We start from the raw sequence: 13,444 nt of genomic DNA, 5'->3' as shown, positions 1-13,444 counted from the left end.
ACCTCTTTCAACACCACTGAAATCTTATCTCGACTTGGGGAAGCCGAAACGATGAACGCAGCAAAGACGGCCATTCGTTTCGGCATTGTCGCCCTCGCAGGCCTCGCACTGGTGGCTTGCCAGTCGAAGTCCTATAACTCCGCGCCCAGCGGCGGCGGCAAAAGTGCTTCGCTGCGCGCCATGGAACAAGTGGCGATTGCTGCGCACAAATGCTGGATCGCTTCGAAAGACCCGGCTTTCAAATCCTACCAGATGGCCAACGAGCTGAACAATTTCGGCGGCACACCGCGCTTCCTGCTGGTGCCGGCCAAGCATTATGGCGGCAAGCCGCTGCTGGTGGTGCAGGCACGCGGCAACTCCAATCGGGTCGAAGTGTTCGGCCCGCTGATGAGCGAACCGCTCTCCGGCCGCATCGGTTCCGATATCGCCCGCTGGCAGACCGGCAGCAGCGACTGCGGCGCAAAAGCATAGGCAACTGAGCACCCGATGGGGCGCATCCTGCAGATTGCCGGACTGGTGGTAGGCTTGGCCGGTCTGATCCTGCAATTCGCGATCACCATTCCGGCTTCGATGGCAGCGGGTCGCAGCCTTCTCGGCTCTGTCGTCTTCTATTTCAGCTTCTTCACCATCCTCACCAACATCGCTGCGGTGATGGTCCACGTCGCGTTGCTGTCCTCCACGGGCAATGCCTGGGTGCAGGCTTTCGCCTCGCCACGGCTGCGTGCCGGCGTTGTGGTGGCAATCAGCGTCGTTGCCATTGTCTATCTCGTCGTGCTGGCACCGCTATGGCAGCCGCAGGGATTGTTCCTGTTGTGCGACATACTGCTTCACTACATTGCGCCGGCGCTGTTTGTGCTGTGGTGGCTGGCGGCCGGGGCCGAGGGCAGGTCGCGCTGGGGCGACATTTTTGTCTGGCTAGCCTACCCGGTGCTTTACGTTACCTACGCGCTTGCCCGCGCACCTTTCACGGGCGAAGTACCCTACCCGTTTCTTGATATCGGCAAGAACGGTTTTGTCGGAGTAGCATCAGCGCTTGGTGTTGCAGCACTATTCGTGATCCTTGGCATCTGCGCGGTCGCCACGGACAAAGTCGTTGGCAGGCACCGCGCCGGCAAGGCGCAACCGAACTAGGAACTTTCGGCCTTGATGGTGAACCGTCTCTCGCAGATTTCCGTTTGATTCCGGTTCACATCGTTCTTGGGCGCGGCGGCATGCCGAGCTCGGCGAGCTGCTCGTCGTCGAGCTCCATCAGACCACGGCGCGTGAGCTGATGTTGCGGCAACACGTTCCACCAGCGCAGCAAATTGTCCAACGACCCCATAAAAGCCGGAAGCGCCCAACCGGTGGAGCGTATAGGCGCAGGGTATCTCTTTTTCCGTTCCATATCGCACCTCGTCTCAACGAGCATGGCAGCTCAATCCAAGAAGGAACGCATTCCTTCCCGATGAGCGTCTGCGCGCGAAATCCCGATGTCTTTCAATTGCTCGTCAGTCATTTCGAGCAAGATCTTTCGGCTACGATGACGCTCCAGCGCCAACGACAGCCAGACTGAAAACGAGGCCACCATCATTGTCACACGACGACCAAAACCAGAATGGCCTGATGGTTGCTCGATGATCGAAGAAGATTGTCTCCGATAAATTGTCTCTATTGCACTCGTCATAACGGCACCATTGTCACAATCTCCGCGACAATCGCGGTGCAATCCATATGTATTGACTCTCCAATCGATACAATATAGTAAATTGTCACCATGACAAATTGGCTTCCCGACCTATCCGCCGGCACAGGCCCGCTGTATCAGCGCCTGGCAGATCGCATCGAAGCGGATATCGACCGTGGTGTGCTTGGTCCCGGCACGAAATTGCCACCGCAGCGCGATCTCGCTTACGACATCGGCGCAACCGTCGGCACGATCGGCCGCGCCTACCAGTTGCTGCGCGAGCGGGGACTGATCAGTGGAGAGGTTGGTCGCGGCACCTATGTGCTGGAACGCCATTCCGCCAACACGCCAGCGGGCGAGCCCGCTTTACCCTCCCATCCGGAAGGCACACGTCTCGCTGTGGTACCGGCGGGCAAGCTGCGTTTCGACAGCACGGCAGCGCCCGACACCGGTCAAGGTGGGGCCATCACCGAGCTTCTGACCCAGATCGCGCGGGAGCACGCCTATGAAATCGCCAGCTATACGCGTGATTTCCCGCAGCACTGGATGGAGGCAGGCAGCCTGTGGCTTGCCCGCAATGGTTTTCGCCCCAGCCCGGACAGCATAGTGCCGACACTCGGCACGCATGCCGCTGTGATGGCAGCAATTGCGGCGCTCACTGCGCCCGGTGATTATATCGCTTTTGAGCACCTGACCTATTCCCAGGTCTCGCGCAGCGCAGGACTGGTCGGGCGACGTATCGCGCTAGTTGGTTCCGACGCCGAGGGCATCGATCCGGAGGACTTCGAGCGTGTCTGCGCGCAGAAACATCCCAAGATGATGTTTCTGATGCCGACCGTGCAGAACCCGACATTGGCCACGATCGACGTCGGGCGCCGGCGTGACATCGCGCTGATCGCGCGCGAATACAATGTGCTGCTGGTCGAGGATGACCTTTACGGCGGTCTTACCGACGACAAGACACCGCTGCTGGCCGAATTCGCACCGGAGCGCACCATTGTCGCCGGCGGCCTGTCGAAATCGGTGTCTGCAGGGGTTCGCGGCGGCTGGCTGTCCTGCCCACCCGCCTACCGCCACCGTATCCAGGTGGCGCACAAGATGCTGACCGGAGGCCTGCCATTCCTGCTTGCCGAAGTTGGCGCCCGGCTGGTGCTGTCCGGCAAGGCGCATGAAATCCGCCGCGACAGCATTCGCGAGATCGACGCCCGCATCGCCGTCGTGCGCGAGAAACTCGCCGGTTTCGCTTTCCAGGCACGCGACAACGTGCCCTTCGTCTGGCTCACTTTGCCCGACCCCTGGCTTTCCGGCACTTTCAAGAAAGCATCGTTCGAGAACGGCGTGCTGCTCGACGACGAGGACGAATTCAAAGCCGGCCGTTCCGAACAGGTCTTCCATGGCGTGCGTTTTGGCGTCTCGGCGCCGAGCCAGCGTGCTGAAGTCGCGCGCGGCGTGGAAATCATCCGCAGGCTGCTGGAAGAAGGCCGTGCGGGCTACGATTCCTTCGGCTGAACCGTCGCCTCACCCCTTGCAATCCGAGATCGGCGACGCGTTCACCTCGACAACACATGCGATATCCGCGCCCTTCCCGATCCCAGCGGCACCACCCAGTCCAGCCCCGTGGGGCTCGCCAAATGTCTCGTTCAGGCGCGCAAACCCAGCCCAGAAGCAAACTGGCTGTGGCATGCGGCCTTTTTTCTGAAATCGGCAGTGTCGCAACGCCGGCTGTTCGGCTATAGGGGCCGCAACACGCTTTCGGAGCTGCCCGCCGCACCATGACCATCTCCAACACCGTGAAAATCACGCCAGAGCTGATCGCCGCCCATGGGCTGAAGCCCGATGAATATCAGCGCATCCTCGACCTTGTGGGACGCGAGCCGTCTTTCACCGAACTCGGCATCTTCTCGGCGATGTGGAACGAGCACTGCTCGTACAAATCCTCCAAGAAATGGCTGCGCACCCTGCCGACCAAGGGACCCCGCGTCATTCAGGGTCCAGGTGAAAACGCCGGCGTGGTCGATATCGGTGACGGCGACGTCGTCGTCTTCAAGATGGAGAGCCACAACCACCCCTCTTTCATTGAACCTTACCAGGGTGCTGCCACCGGCGTCGGCGGCATCCTGCGCGACGTCTTCACCATGGGCGCACGGCCTGTCGCTGCGATGAACGCGCTGCGCTTCGGCGCGCCTGACCACCCCAAGACCCGTCACCTCGTCGCCGGCGTGGTCGCCGGCGTCGGCGGCTATGGGAATTCGTTCGGCGTGCCGACCGTCGGCGGCGAGGTCAATTTCGACGCCCGCTACAACGGCAACATCCTGGTCAACGCCTTCGCAGCCGGCCTCGCCAAGGCTGATGGCATCTTCCTGTCGCAGGCCAAGGGCGTTGGCCTGCCGGTCGTCTATCTCGGCGCCAAGACCGGCCGCGACGGCGTCGGCGGGGCCACCATGGCCTCGGCCGAATTCGACGACAAGATCGACGAGAAGCGTCCGACGGTCCAGGTCGGCGATCCCTTCACCGAGAAATGCCTCCTGGAGGCATGCCTGGAATTGATGGCGTCGGGCGCCGTCATCGCCATCCAGGACATGGGAGCCGCCGGCCTCACCTGCTCGGCCGTCGAGATGGGCGCCAAGGGTGATCTCGGCATCGAGCTAGACCTCGACAGGGTGCCGGTGCGCGAAGAGCGCATGAGCGCCTATGAAATGATGCTCTCCGAGAGCCAGGAGCGCATGCTGATGGTGCTGCGCCCCGAAAAAGAGCAGGAAGCCGAAGCGATCTTCCGCAAATGGGGGCTCGATTTCGCCATCGTCGGCAAGACCACCGACGACCTGCGCTTCCGCGTCCTGCACCAGGGCGAGGAAGTCGCCAACCTGCCGATCAAGGAACTGGGCGACCAGGCGCCTGAATATGATCGGCCGTGGGTGGAGCCCGCCAAGCACGCACCGCTGGCGGCCAACGACATTCCGCAGGCGGATGTGGCCGACGCGCTGCTGAAAATGCTCGGCGGCCCGGATCTCTCGTCGCGCCGCTGGGTGTGGGAGCAGTACGACACGCTGATCCAGGGCAATTCGCTACAGATCCCAGGCGGTGACGCGGGCGTTGTGCGCGTCGACGGCCACGCCAGCAAGGCGCTCGCCTTCTCCTCCGACGTCACGCCACGCTATTGCGAGGCCGATCCTTACGAGGGCGGCAAGCAGGCCGTGGCGGAATGCTGGCGCAACCTGACCGCGACAGGCTCGCTGCCGCTCGCAGCCACCGACAACCTCAATTTCGGCAATCCGGAACGGCCCGAGATCATGGGCCAGTTCGCCAAGGCCGTCACGGGCATCGGTGATGCCTGCCGCGCACTCGACTTCCCGATCGTGTCGGGCAACGTTTCGCTCTACAACGAAACCAACGGACAAGGCATCCTGCCCACCCCGACCATCGGCGGCGTAGGCCTGATCGACGACTGGTCGAAGATGGCCAAGCTCCGCTTTGCCGGTGAAGGCGAAGTCATCCTGCTCATCGGCGGCCCTGCTGGCTGGGGCAGTCACCTCGCCCAGTCGATCTATATGCGTGACATCCATAACCGCAGCGACGGTCCGCCGCCGCCGGTCGACCTGGCCCATGAGAAGAAAGTCGGCGACTTCGTGCGCAAGCTGATCTTCAGCGGCACAGCAACCGCCGTGCACGATCTGTCGGATGGCGGCCTCGCCGTGGCGCTGGCCGAAATGGCGATGGCGTCCGGCATCGGAGCGACCGTACCCGGTCTGAGCGATGCCAATCCGATCCCGGTCTTCTTCGGCGAAGACCAGGGCCGCTATGTGGTGACGGTGAAATGTGCCGGCCAGTCGGAAGAATTGCAGGCTCTGTGGGCCGAAGCCAAGGCGCTGGGCATCTTCGCGCCTTGGATCGGCAACACCGGCGGCAGCGAATTGAAACTGGGTTCTGCGCGCGCCATATCAATCGAGGACTTGAAAGCGGCGCACGAATCCTGGTTTCCTCGCTTCATGGGGAACTGAAGAAGAAGGAACGTCCCATGGCTATGGACTCCCGCGACATCGAACGGCTGATCAAGGAAGGTATTCCGGACGCCAAGGTGACGATCCGCGATCTCGCCGGCGATGGCGACCACTACGCGGCCGAAGTCGTGGCCGAGAGCTTCCGCGGCAAGAACCGCGTGCAGCAGCACCAGATGGTCTACGACGCGCTGAAGGGCAACATGGGCGGCGTGCTGCATGCCCTCGCCCTGCAGACCAGCGTGCCTGAATGAGCACCGCAGGTGCTCTGATTACCTCTTATGTCGACAAACTCCCGCGCAGGCGCTGATCAGCCTCTCGCAAAACGCGCTTATGCAACCTTCGCAGAGCGTTATGACCGTGCGGCCGTGACTAAACCGCACAATGCGCTTTACGAACGCCCCGCCTCGCTGGCGCTATTGGGCGATGTAGCCGGCCTCGATGTGCTCGATGCCGGTTGCGGCTCCGGCATCGTCTCCCAAATCCTGGCGGATGCAGGCGCACGGGTCCGGGCCTTCGATGTCACTCCCGAAATGGTAGAGCTGGCCCGTAAGCGGTGTGAAGGGCTTGACGTCGAGATTCGAGAAGCTGATTTCAGGCACCCACTCGATTGGATGCCCGACGCGAGCGTCGATCGCGTTCTTTGCTCGCTTGCGCTCGATTATGTCGAGCAGTTGGAGACGGTATTTCGCGAGTTTGCCCGCGTCACGCGTGCCGGTGGCTTGCTTGTCTTCTCGATGAGCCATCCGATGCGCGACTGGATGGATTCCAGCACGCACGGCGGGAAATCCTATTTCGAAACCAATCGCTGGGGGACACACTGGACCGGCTTTGGCCGACCTTACCCCTATGTGGAATCCTATCGTCGTCCACTGCAGGATATCCTCAACCCACTCACCGCATCCGGCTGGTGTCTTGACCGCTTCGTAGAGCCGCTACCCGTGCCTGAAATGAAGATGGCCGACGCCAGGCATTTCGCCGAACTGTCGCATATGCCTGGCTTCATCTGCATACGCGCACGCAAATAAGGCACGCTTTTTCAGGCTGCTGCTGGTCTCACGGCTTCATGCGCACCGCCAAAATCGGCCCCGCCGGAAACGAGCCCCCGACGATCCTGTCAGTGCCGTTGGAAAGGGTCGAGACGGCGCCGTCGAAGAACAGCGCATTGCGGCAGCCAAGCGCATCCCGGAACAGTCGAGCGAAACTGCCGAGGCTGACTTCGCCGCGCGAAATCACCAGAATAACCGTATCAGGATCGCGAACACCGACACCGTTGCGGATGTAGCGCGAGGTGCCATTCGGTTCGAAGCGTGGATGCAGAGCCCCGTCAATCACCAGCATCGGACCAGACTGGGTGGCGTAAGTGACCGTTGGGTTTGCAGTGGCGAAGGCGCCGGTTTCCGCAACACCCGCCTTGCCGTCAGTGCCGATATAAAAAACACCGTTGGGTTTGAGGAAGAAATTACCCTCAGCGTCATCGCGGTTGAGCGGCGCCCCTTTGTCGCCGTCCTCGACAAACAGACCCACCGGCGACAGGTCCTTGTGGTACATGCCGGCATTCATGGCGATTAGTGCTGGTGTTCCGGCCACACGCATGGCTTCCGTGAATTTCGTGACGGACCCATAGGGCTTTCCCGCCGGATCCAGCCGGTGCAACGTCACCGTGTAACGGCGAAGGTCTATTTCGCACACAACATAAGCGACCGCTTCGAAGGTAAACTCGCGGCAAGGTTCAGGCAGCTCGATCTTTGTCGGCAGTGGGGATGGAACAGACTGGCTCGCCGGCGGCAAAGGTTGCGGCGATATCGGAACCGTTGGCGCCGATGGCAGTCCCGCAGGCTTGGTCGGCTGCAATCGCAATGCAAACCAGGCCGCCAGCCCAGCACCGGTCAGCAACAGAACCAGCAAAACAAGCCAGGTTCGGCGTGTCATCGGCTGCCCGAGATTGCGTTCTGCTTGGCCCAGCAACTGGCTGTTGCTTGCGCCTTTTCGGAATGGTGATCGGCAAACATCTTGTTTCGGCCCGCTGTCGGGGTTATCTCATGACGATGTTACAAGCCCGACTCCCACGGGCGCAGAAGGATTTTGGCCCATGAGCGGAATCAACGACTACATCGACAACGAAGTGAAGAGCAACGACGTCGTCGTATTCATGAAGGGCACGCCAGGCTTTCCGCAGTGCGGCTTCTCGGGTCAGGTCGTGCAGATCCTCGACTACGTCGGCGTGGACTATAAGGGCGTCAACGTGTTGACCTCCAACGATCTGCGCCAGGGCATCAAGGATTATTCGAACTGGCCAACCATCCCGCAGCTTTATGTGAAGGGTGAGTTCGTGGGCGGTTGCGATATCGTGCGCGAAATGTTCCAGGCCGGCGAATTGCAGGCCTTCTTCGACGAGAAGGGTATCAAGGTCAAAGGCGCTGCCTGACCTGACCCTCGCCGGGCGGCCCCTGCCCGGCTAAGCAAAATCGTCCGTTCCAGGACATCATGCCGATACGCTGGCTAGCGCATCGGCATTTCGGCATTGGGGGATTCTCATGGACACGCAAACCCAGCAAGACGCCCGACAACCGGCTTTCGCGATCCCTCGCTGGGAGTTCATCACGATCTGCGCCGCGCTGATGGCGCTGAACGCGCTTGCCATCGACATCATGCTGCCCGGCCTCCAGGAGATCGGTTCCACCCTCGGCGTCGCCAACGAGAACCACCGGCAATATGTAATCTCGGCCTATTTCGGCGGCCTCGCCGCCGCGTTGATCTTCTTTGGACCGCTGTCGGACCGTTTCGGCCGCCGCAAGCCCCTGCTGGTCGGGCTTGTCATCTATATCTGCGCCGCCGCCGGCGCGGTGTTCGCGCCCAGCTTCGAAATGCTGCTGCTGCTGCGTTTCATCCAGGGCATAGGCGCCGCCTCGACGCGCGTCATCGCGGTCTCCATGGTACGTGACCGTTTCGGCGGCCGCGCCATGGCGGAGGTGATGTCGCTGATCTTCATGGTGTTCATGGTTATTCCGGTCGTGGCCCCATCGATCGGGCAACTGGTGATGATCTTCGCCAATTGGCACATGATTTTCATGGTGATGGCGGTGATCGCCACCGCGATCGCGCTCTGGACCTTTATCCGGATGCCGGAAACGCAACATCCGGAAGACCGCCGCCAGATCGATCTCGGTTCCATCGCGCAGGGTTTTGGGATCGTGCTGTCGAACCGGCTGTCGCTTGGCTATACGCTGGCATCGACTTCGGTGTTCGCCGCGCTGTTCGGCTTCATCAACTCCGCACCGCAGGTCTATATCGGCATCTACCAGCTCGGTTACTGGTTCCCCGTGCTGTTCGCAGCGATCGCCGGCATGATGGCAGTGTCGTCCTTCCTCAATTCACGCCTGGTGATGCGGCTCGGCATGCGCCGCCTGTCGCATGGAGCGCTGATCGGCTTCACCATCGTCTCGACGATCTGGTTCGTGCTGTCGCTGTTCGGACCGGTGCCGCTGCCGCTGTTCGTGCTTCTGTTCGCTTTGGCGATGTTCCAGTTCGGTTGGATCGGCTCGAACTTCAACGCCATCGCCATGGAGCCGCTCGGCCACATCGCCGGAACGGCGGCGTCGATCCAGGGTTTTATCCAGACACTCGGCGGCGGACTGATCGGCGCGGGCATCGGCCAAGCCTTCGACGGAACCGTGACACCGCTGGCTGCCGGCTTCTGCGGTGTCGGTCTGATGGGGCTGGTATTCGTGCTGATAGCAGAACGCGGCAAGCTGTTTACCGCACCGAATGCACAGCAAACGGTCAGCGCAGACCTGTCCCATTAAACAAAAAAGGCCGGTGGCACTGCCGCCGGCTTTCAATGCGCCCAGAGCTCTCGCCTCACTTCGGCCCAGCTCGCCTTGTCGGGCGCCACGATCAGGCCGCCTGAGATATGGGATGGGAGGTAGGCGCTGCCGTCGAAACGCGCGACATAGCCACCCGCCTCCTGATGGATCAGCACGCCGGCAAGGTGGTCCCACGGCATCATCACGTTCTGAACGATGAAATGCGCATAACCGCCGGCAAGCACGCGATATTCATGCGCCGAGCAACGGTAGCCAATATAGGATAGGCATTTCGCCTGGTTTTTCGCGAGCAGCGAACGCTCCGGTTCATCGAAAGCCTGCCAGCCGAGCGCGCCTGTCATCTGCGAGAAAGGCACTGGTTCGGCCACGGCAGCACGTTCCCGTCCCTCAGCGCCGACCATGTGACTTCCCGCTCCGCGGATGCCGATCAAGGCATCCTTGCCGATCGGGTCGTAGATGATGCCGGCCACCGTCTCGCCATCCTTGACCACGGCCAGGATCACGCCGAACACCGGAACGCCGGAAGCGAAGTTGTATGTGCCGTCGACGGGATCGATGACAAAGGCCAGCTTGCTGCCACCGAGCTTCGCCAACAATGTCTTGTCGGCTTCGCAGGCCTCTTCGCCGACAATCAGCGCATCCGGATATCTTGCAGCGATGGCCTGCGTGATCACACGCTCGGCATTGATATCCGCCTGGGTGACAAGGTCGGCGGCGGACTTCTTCTGCCGAACGTCATTTGCGCCGAGACGGCGAAAGCGCGGCATGATTTCACGTTCGGCCGCATCAGCCAGAACGCCGGTCAGCCATTCGATATCGCGGTCATCAAAGCGCATCTGTCTTCCCGGGTGCAGGTGCCAAAGCGGCAAAATCGAACAGTTTGCGATCAAGCAGATGTGAGGGCCGCACATTGGTCATGGCACGGATCATCGTGTCCTTGCGGCCGGGCATGCGCTTTTCGATATCGTCCAGCATCGCCTTCATGGCGTTGCGCTGCAGCCCTTCCTGGCTGCCGCAGAGGTCGCAAGGAATGATCGGAAACGCCATGGCGTTGGCGAATTTTTCCAGATCTTCCTCGGCGCAATAGGCAAGCGGCCTCAGCACCATCATGTCCCCCTCATCGTTGAGGAGCTTGGGCGGCATGGCGGCCAGGCGCCCACCATGGAACAGGTTCATGAAGAAGGTTTCGAGGATATCTTCGCGATGGTGGCCCAGCACCAGCGCCGAACAGCCCTCCTCCCGCGCCACCCGATAGAGATGGCCGCGCCGCAGCCGCGAGCACAGCGAACAGTAGGTCGAGTTCTCGGGCAGCTTGTCGGTGACGATTGAATAGGTGTCCTGGTATTCGATGCGATGCGCGATGCTGTTCGCTGTCAGATAATCCGGCAGGACATGCTTGGGAAAGTTGGGCTGCCCCTGGTCGAGATTGCAGGCGATGAGTTCGACCGGCAGAAGACCGCGCCATTTGAGGTCGAGCAGCAGCGCCAGAAGACCGTAGGAATCCTTGCCGCCCGACAAGGCCACCAGCCAGCGCTCGCCAGGCTTCACCATGGCAAAGTCGTCCATCGCCTGCCGTGCCAGCCTGAGCAGGCGTTTGCGCAGCTTGTTGAATTCAACCGATGACGGCACGTCGCGAAACAGTGGATGGCAACCACCGTCGAGATCGGGAATGGGGTCTGCTGGTGCGTTCATGGCGTTGCGTTCCGCAGTTGGTGCCGCGCCTTATACCGAGGCTCGCTTCGTCAAACAAATGCCCGCAACAAAAAAGGCCGCCCGAAGGCGGCCTTTTGCATTCGAATTCGCGGCTTGATTAGCGCGAATAATATTCCACGACCAGGTTCGGCTCCATCTGGACCGCGAACGGAACGTCCGCCAGACCCGGAACGCGTGCGAAGGTCGCAACCATCTTGTTGTGGTCGGCTTCGATGTAGTCCGGCACGTCACGCTCGGCGAGGCCGACGGACTCCAGAACGATGACGAGCTGCTTCGACTTCTCGCGCACTTCGATGACGTCGCCCGGCTTGCAGCGGTACGAACCGATATTGGTGCGCTTGCCGTTCACGTTGATGTGGCCGTGGTTCACGAACTGGCGGGCAGCGAAGATGGTCGGCACGAACTTGGCACGATAGACGACGGCGTCCAGGCGCGATTCGAGCAGGCCGATCAGGTTCTCCGAGGTGTCGCCCTTGCGGCGGTTGGCCTCTTCATAGGTCTTGCGGAACTGCTTTTCCGAAACGTCACCATAGTGACCCTTCAGCTTCTGCTTGGCGCGCAGCTGCAGGCCGAAGTCGGAAAGCTTGCCCTTGCGGCGCTGGCCGTGCTGGCCGGGACCGTATTCGCGCTTGTTGACCGGGGACTTCGGGCGACCCCAGATGTTTTCACCAAGACGGCGGTCGATCTTGTACTTAGCGGATTCGCGTTTGCTCATCGCATTCCCTTTCAAAACAACAGACCCGAACCACCACGGTTCGGGCGAAGGAAACGCGCCCTCCTCTGGCCCCCTTTTTCGAGACCTGACAGGATTTTCCGCGCAAGCGACAAGAAAACCCACGGGACACGTCATTGATGCAAAATCCTGGAAACCGATGGCATCTTCAGATCTTGCGGCATAAAACAAAGCACCGGACCTCACGGCCCGGCGTTGCGCGGCTTCGATAGACCGCTGTCATCTTTCTGTCAAGCAAACGAATGCGGCTCGCCTTGCTATGTTGACGCAGGGTGCCGCCCTTTGCATCAGGCGGTTGCGTCGAAAGCAGCTCGAGCAGAACGCAGATTGTCACGGTTGCCGGCAGCCCAGGCGCCAAGTGCCGCAATCGGCACGGCGAGCGACTGGCCAAGACCGGTCAGCGCATACTCCACCTCCGGCGGCGTGGTCGGGCGCACGGTGCGGCTGACAAGACCGTCACGCTCGAGCGAACGCAACGTGACGGTCAGCATGCGCTGGGAAATGCCCTCGATCGAACGTTTCAGCGCATTGAAGCGCATCGACGCCGGCTGCAGGTTGAGGATGACCAGGATGCTCCAGGTGTCTCCAACACGGTCGAGCACCTCGCGGATCGGGCAGTTGCCGTCCGCGTCGGTGGCGAAGCCCGGCGTGGTGTGCAGCAGCGGCACGCCCACTTCGTTCGTCCTGGCGTTCATGCGGTTCCCTTCACGTAACCTGGGCACGAAATCATGCGTTCTTTTCGCGCCTACCGGTCGCAGCTATGTAGTTACTGGTGATAACCTGATTACTCAAAATATCCATCTTTCCCGACAAAGGGAAGAAACAGGACAAGGAATCCATCCATGAAGATCGCCCTCATCGGCGCGTCCGGCTTCGTCGGCGGCGCACTGCTCAAGGAAGCCACCCAGCGCAGCCACAGCGTCACGGCCATTGTCCGCAACCCCGAAAAGGTCGCCACCACTTCCGGCGTCAGCGCCATCAAGGGCGACGTCAACGATGCCAAGCAGCTTGCCGCACAGCTCGCCGGCCATGACGTCGTCATCTCCGCCTTCAATGGCGGCTGGGGTGACCCCGACATCTACAACAAGCACCTTGCCGGCTCGCGTGCCATCGTAGCTGCCGCCAAACAGGCCGGTGTGCGCCTGATCGTCGTCGGGGGTGCCGGCAGCCTGCTTGCGCCGGATGGCAGCCAGATCGTCGATTCGCCCGAGTTCCCCGCCGCATACAAGGACGGCGCCCGCGCCGCTCGCGACGCGCTCGCTGAACTGCGCAAGGAAAGCGGGCTGGAGTGGTCGTTCATTTCGCCTGCAGCGCACATCGCGCCGGGTGAACGAACGGGCAAGTTCCGCCTTGGCAGCGACCAGCCGGTGCTCGATGACAAGGGCGAGAGCCACGTCTCGGTGGAAGACCTTGCCTACGCCATCCTCGACGAGGCTGAGACGCCGAAGCATACCGGCAAGCGTTTCACGCTCGGCTACTGAACCGGCCCAAGGCCATGCATGTCTGCCGGACA

Annotated in this window: 16 protein-coding genes; 9 read left to right on the top strand and 7 right to left on the bottom strand. The window is 61.4% G+C overall.

Annotation, left to right across the window (positions count from 1 at the left end):
* Positions 1 to 51: 51 nt before the first annotated feature.
* Together ACFWXH_RS04180 and ACFWXH_RS04175 are read left to right on the top strand one after the other, a co-directional pair.
* Positions 52 to 471: a hypothetical protein gene (locus ACFWXH_RS04180; protein ID WP_379117779.1), complete on the top strand. Its 420-nt coding sequence runs from the start codon at positions 52 to 54 to the stop codon at positions 469 to 471.
* A gap of 15 nt (positions 472 to 486) precedes the next feature.
* Positions 487 to 1,131, top strand: coding sequence for a Pr6Pr family membrane protein (locus tag ACFWXH_RS04175; protein WP_379117777.1), 645 nt, complete (start codon positions 487 to 489; stop codon positions 1,129 to 1,131).
* A gap of 55 nt (positions 1,132 to 1,186) precedes the next feature.
* Here the strand turns inward: ACFWXH_RS04175 and ACFWXH_RS04170 are convergent, their stop codons facing one another.
* On the bottom strand, positions 1,187 to 1,384 hold the full coding sequence (locus tag ACFWXH_RS04170; RefSeq protein ID WP_379117775.1) for a hypothetical protein: 198 nt from the start codon (positions 1,382 to 1,384) through the stop codon (positions 1,187 to 1,189).
* Between the two features lie 30 nt (positions 1,385 to 1,414).
* Positions 1,415 to 1,567, bottom strand: coding sequence for a DUF1127 domain-containing protein (locus ACFWXH_RS04165; RefSeq protein WP_379118952.1), 153 nt, complete (start codon positions 1,565 to 1,567; stop codon positions 1,415 to 1,417).
* Positions 1,568 to 1,753: 186 nt separating this feature from the next.
* Between ACFWXH_RS04165 and ACFWXH_RS04160 the strand changes: the two genes are divergently transcribed.
* The 4 genes from ACFWXH_RS04160 (at position 1,754) to ACFWXH_RS04145 (ending at position 6,686) form a co-directional block, all read left to right on the top strand.
* Positions 1,754 to 3,172, top strand: coding sequence for a PLP-dependent aminotransferase family protein (locus ACFWXH_RS04160; protein WP_379117773.1), 1,419 nt, complete (start codon positions 1,754 to 1,756; stop codon positions 3,170 to 3,172).
* A gap of 263 nt (positions 3,173 to 3,435) precedes the next feature.
* Positions 3,436 to 5,661: a phosphoribosylformylglycinamidine synthase subunit PurL gene (gene purL / locus ACFWXH_RS04155; RefSeq protein ID WP_379117770.1), complete on the top strand. Its 2,226-nt coding sequence runs from the start codon at positions 3,436 to 3,438 to the stop codon at positions 5,659 to 5,661.
* A gap of 17 nt (positions 5,662 to 5,678) precedes the next feature.
* Positions 5,679 to 5,912: a BolA/IbaG family iron-sulfur metabolism protein gene (locus tag ACFWXH_RS04150; protein ID WP_054314029.1), complete on the top strand. Its 234-nt coding sequence runs from the start codon at positions 5,679 to 5,681 to the stop codon at positions 5,910 to 5,912.
* 114 nt (positions 5,913 to 6,026) lie between these two features.
* Positions 6,027 to 6,686: a class I SAM-dependent methyltransferase gene (locus ACFWXH_RS04145; RefSeq protein WP_379117768.1), complete on the top strand. Its 660-nt coding sequence runs from the start codon at positions 6,027 to 6,029 to the stop codon at positions 6,684 to 6,686.
* A 28-nt stretch (positions 6,687 to 6,714) separates the two neighbouring features.
* On the opposite strand, the gene ACFWXH_RS04140 is transcribed toward ACFWXH_RS04145, so the two are convergent.
* Positions 6,715 to 7,590, bottom strand: coding sequence for a phosphodiester glycosidase family protein (locus ACFWXH_RS04140; protein WP_379117766.1), 876 nt, complete (start codon positions 7,588 to 7,590; stop codon positions 6,715 to 6,717).
* 160 nt (positions 7,591 to 7,750) lie between these two features.
* Between ACFWXH_RS04140 and grxD the strand changes: the two genes are divergently transcribed.
* The gene (grxD, locus tag ACFWXH_RS04135; protein ID WP_054314027.1) at positions 7,751 to 8,086 is read left to right on the top strand and encodes a Grx4 family monothiol glutaredoxin; all 336 of its coding nucleotides are present in this window, start codon (positions 7,751 to 7,753) and stop codon (positions 8,084 to 8,086) included.
* Positions 8,087 to 8,195: 109 nt separating this feature from the next.
* On the top strand, positions 8,196 to 9,464 hold the full coding sequence (locus tag ACFWXH_RS04130) for a multidrug effflux MFS transporter (RefSeq protein WP_379117764.1): 1,269 nt from the start codon (positions 8,196 to 8,198) through the stop codon (positions 9,462 to 9,464).
* Positions 9,465 to 9,496: 32 nt separating this feature from the next.
* Here ACFWXH_RS04130 and ACFWXH_RS04125 read toward each other — a convergent pair whose 3' ends face one another.
* From ACFWXH_RS04125 to ACFWXH_RS04110, 4 genes are all read right to left on the bottom strand, one after another.
* Positions 9,497 to 10,321, bottom strand: coding sequence for an inositol monophosphatase family protein (locus ACFWXH_RS04125; protein ID WP_379117762.1), 825 nt, complete (start codon positions 10,319 to 10,321; stop codon positions 9,497 to 9,499).
* Positions 10,311 to 11,177: a tRNA 2-thiocytidine(32) synthetase TtcA gene (gene ttcA / locus ACFWXH_RS04120; protein ID WP_379117760.1), complete on the bottom strand. Its 867-nt coding sequence runs from the start codon at positions 11,175 to 11,177 to the stop codon at positions 10,311 to 10,313. The genes ACFWXH_RS04125 and ttcA overlap by 11 nt, the downstream gene beginning before the upstream one ends.
* A 118-nt stretch (positions 11,178 to 11,295) precedes the next feature.
* Positions 11,296 to 11,913, bottom strand: coding sequence for a 30S ribosomal protein S4 (gene rpsD / locus ACFWXH_RS04115; protein ID WP_054314024.1), 618 nt, complete (start codon positions 11,911 to 11,913; stop codon positions 11,296 to 11,298).
* 305 nt (positions 11,914 to 12,218) lie between these two features.
* Complete coding sequence (locus ACFWXH_RS04110; RefSeq protein WP_379117758.1) at positions 12,219 to 12,626, bottom strand: winged helix-turn-helix transcriptional regulator; 408 nt, start codon at positions 12,624 to 12,626, stop codon at positions 12,219 to 12,221.
* A 147-nt stretch (positions 12,627 to 12,773) separates the two neighbouring features.
* Between ACFWXH_RS04110 and ACFWXH_RS04105 the strand changes: the two genes are divergently transcribed.
* Positions 12,774 to 13,412, top strand: a complete 639-nt coding sequence (locus ACFWXH_RS04105) for an NAD(P)-dependent oxidoreductase (protein WP_379117756.1) — start codon at positions 12,774 to 12,776, stop codon at positions 13,410 to 13,412.
* The last annotated feature ends 32 nt before the right edge of the window (positions 13,413 to 13,444 follow it).

The organism is Mesorhizobium sp. NPDC059054, from assembly GCF_042739215.1.
Classification (GTDB): Bacteria; Pseudomonadota; Alphaproteobacteria; order Rhizobiales; family Rhizobiaceae; genus Mesorhizobium.
This window is presented reverse-complemented; position numbering and strand designations above follow the sequence as displayed.

What these genes read in the sequence shown, in the direction of transcription:
- ACFWXH_RS04175 (WP_379117777.1), top strand. Translation starts at nt 487, where the DNA reads ATGGGGCGCATCCTGCAGATTGCCGGACTGGTGGTAGGCTTGGCCGGT.
- ACFWXH_RS04140 (WP_379117766.1), bottom strand. Translation starts at nt 7,590, where the DNA reads ATGACACGCCGAACCTGGCTTGTTTTGCTGGTTCTGTTGCTGACCGGT.
- ACFWXH_RS04125 (WP_379117762.1), bottom strand. Translation starts at nt 10,321, where the DNA reads ATGCGCTTTGATGACCGCGATATCGAATGGCTGACCGGCGTTCTGGCT.
- ACFWXH_RS04105 (WP_379117756.1), top strand. Translation starts at nt 12,774, where the DNA reads ATGAAGATCGCCCTCATCGGCGCGTCCGGCTTCGTCGGCGGCGCACTG.
- ACFWXH_RS04165 (WP_379118952.1), bottom strand. Translation starts at nt 1,567, where the DNA reads ATGGTGGCCTCGTTTTCAGTCTGGCTGTCGTTGGCGCTGGAGCGTCAT.
- purL (WP_379117770.1), top strand. Translation starts at nt 3,436, where the DNA reads ATGACCATCTCCAACACCGTGAAAATCACGCCAGAGCTGATCGCCGCC.
- ttcA (WP_379117760.1), bottom strand. Translation starts at nt 11,177, where the DNA reads ATGAACGCACCAGCAGACCCCATTCCCGATCTCGACGGTGGTTGCCAT.
- ACFWXH_RS04170 (WP_379117775.1), bottom strand. Translation starts at nt 1,384, where the DNA reads ATGGAACGGAAAAAGAGATACCCTGCGCCTATACGCTCCACCGGTTGG.
- ACFWXH_RS04180 (WP_379117779.1), top strand. Translation starts at nt 52, where the DNA reads ATGAACGCAGCAAAGACGGCCATTCGTTTCGGCATTGTCGCCCTCGCA.
- ACFWXH_RS04110 (WP_379117758.1), bottom strand. Translation starts at nt 12,626, where the DNA reads ATGAACGCCAGGACGAACGAAGTGGGCGTGCCGCTGCTGCACACCACG.
- ACFWXH_RS04130 (WP_379117764.1), top strand. Translation starts at nt 8,196, where the DNA reads ATGGACACGCAAACCCAGCAAGACGCCCGACAACCGGCTTTCGCGATC.
- grxD (WP_054314027.1), top strand. Translation starts at nt 7,751, where the DNA reads ATGAGCGGAATCAACGACTACATCGACAACGAAGTGAAGAGCAACGAC.
- ACFWXH_RS04150 (WP_054314029.1), top strand. Translation starts at nt 5,679, where the DNA reads ATGGCTATGGACTCCCGCGACATCGAACGGCTGATCAAGGAAGGTATT.
- ACFWXH_RS04160 (WP_379117773.1), top strand. Translation starts at nt 1,754, where the DNA reads ATGACAAATTGGCTTCCCGACCTATCCGCCGGCACAGGCCCGCTGTAT.
- rpsD (WP_054314024.1), bottom strand. Translation starts at nt 11,913, where the DNA reads ATGAGCAAACGCGAATCCGCTAAGTACAAGATCGACCGCCGTCTTGGT.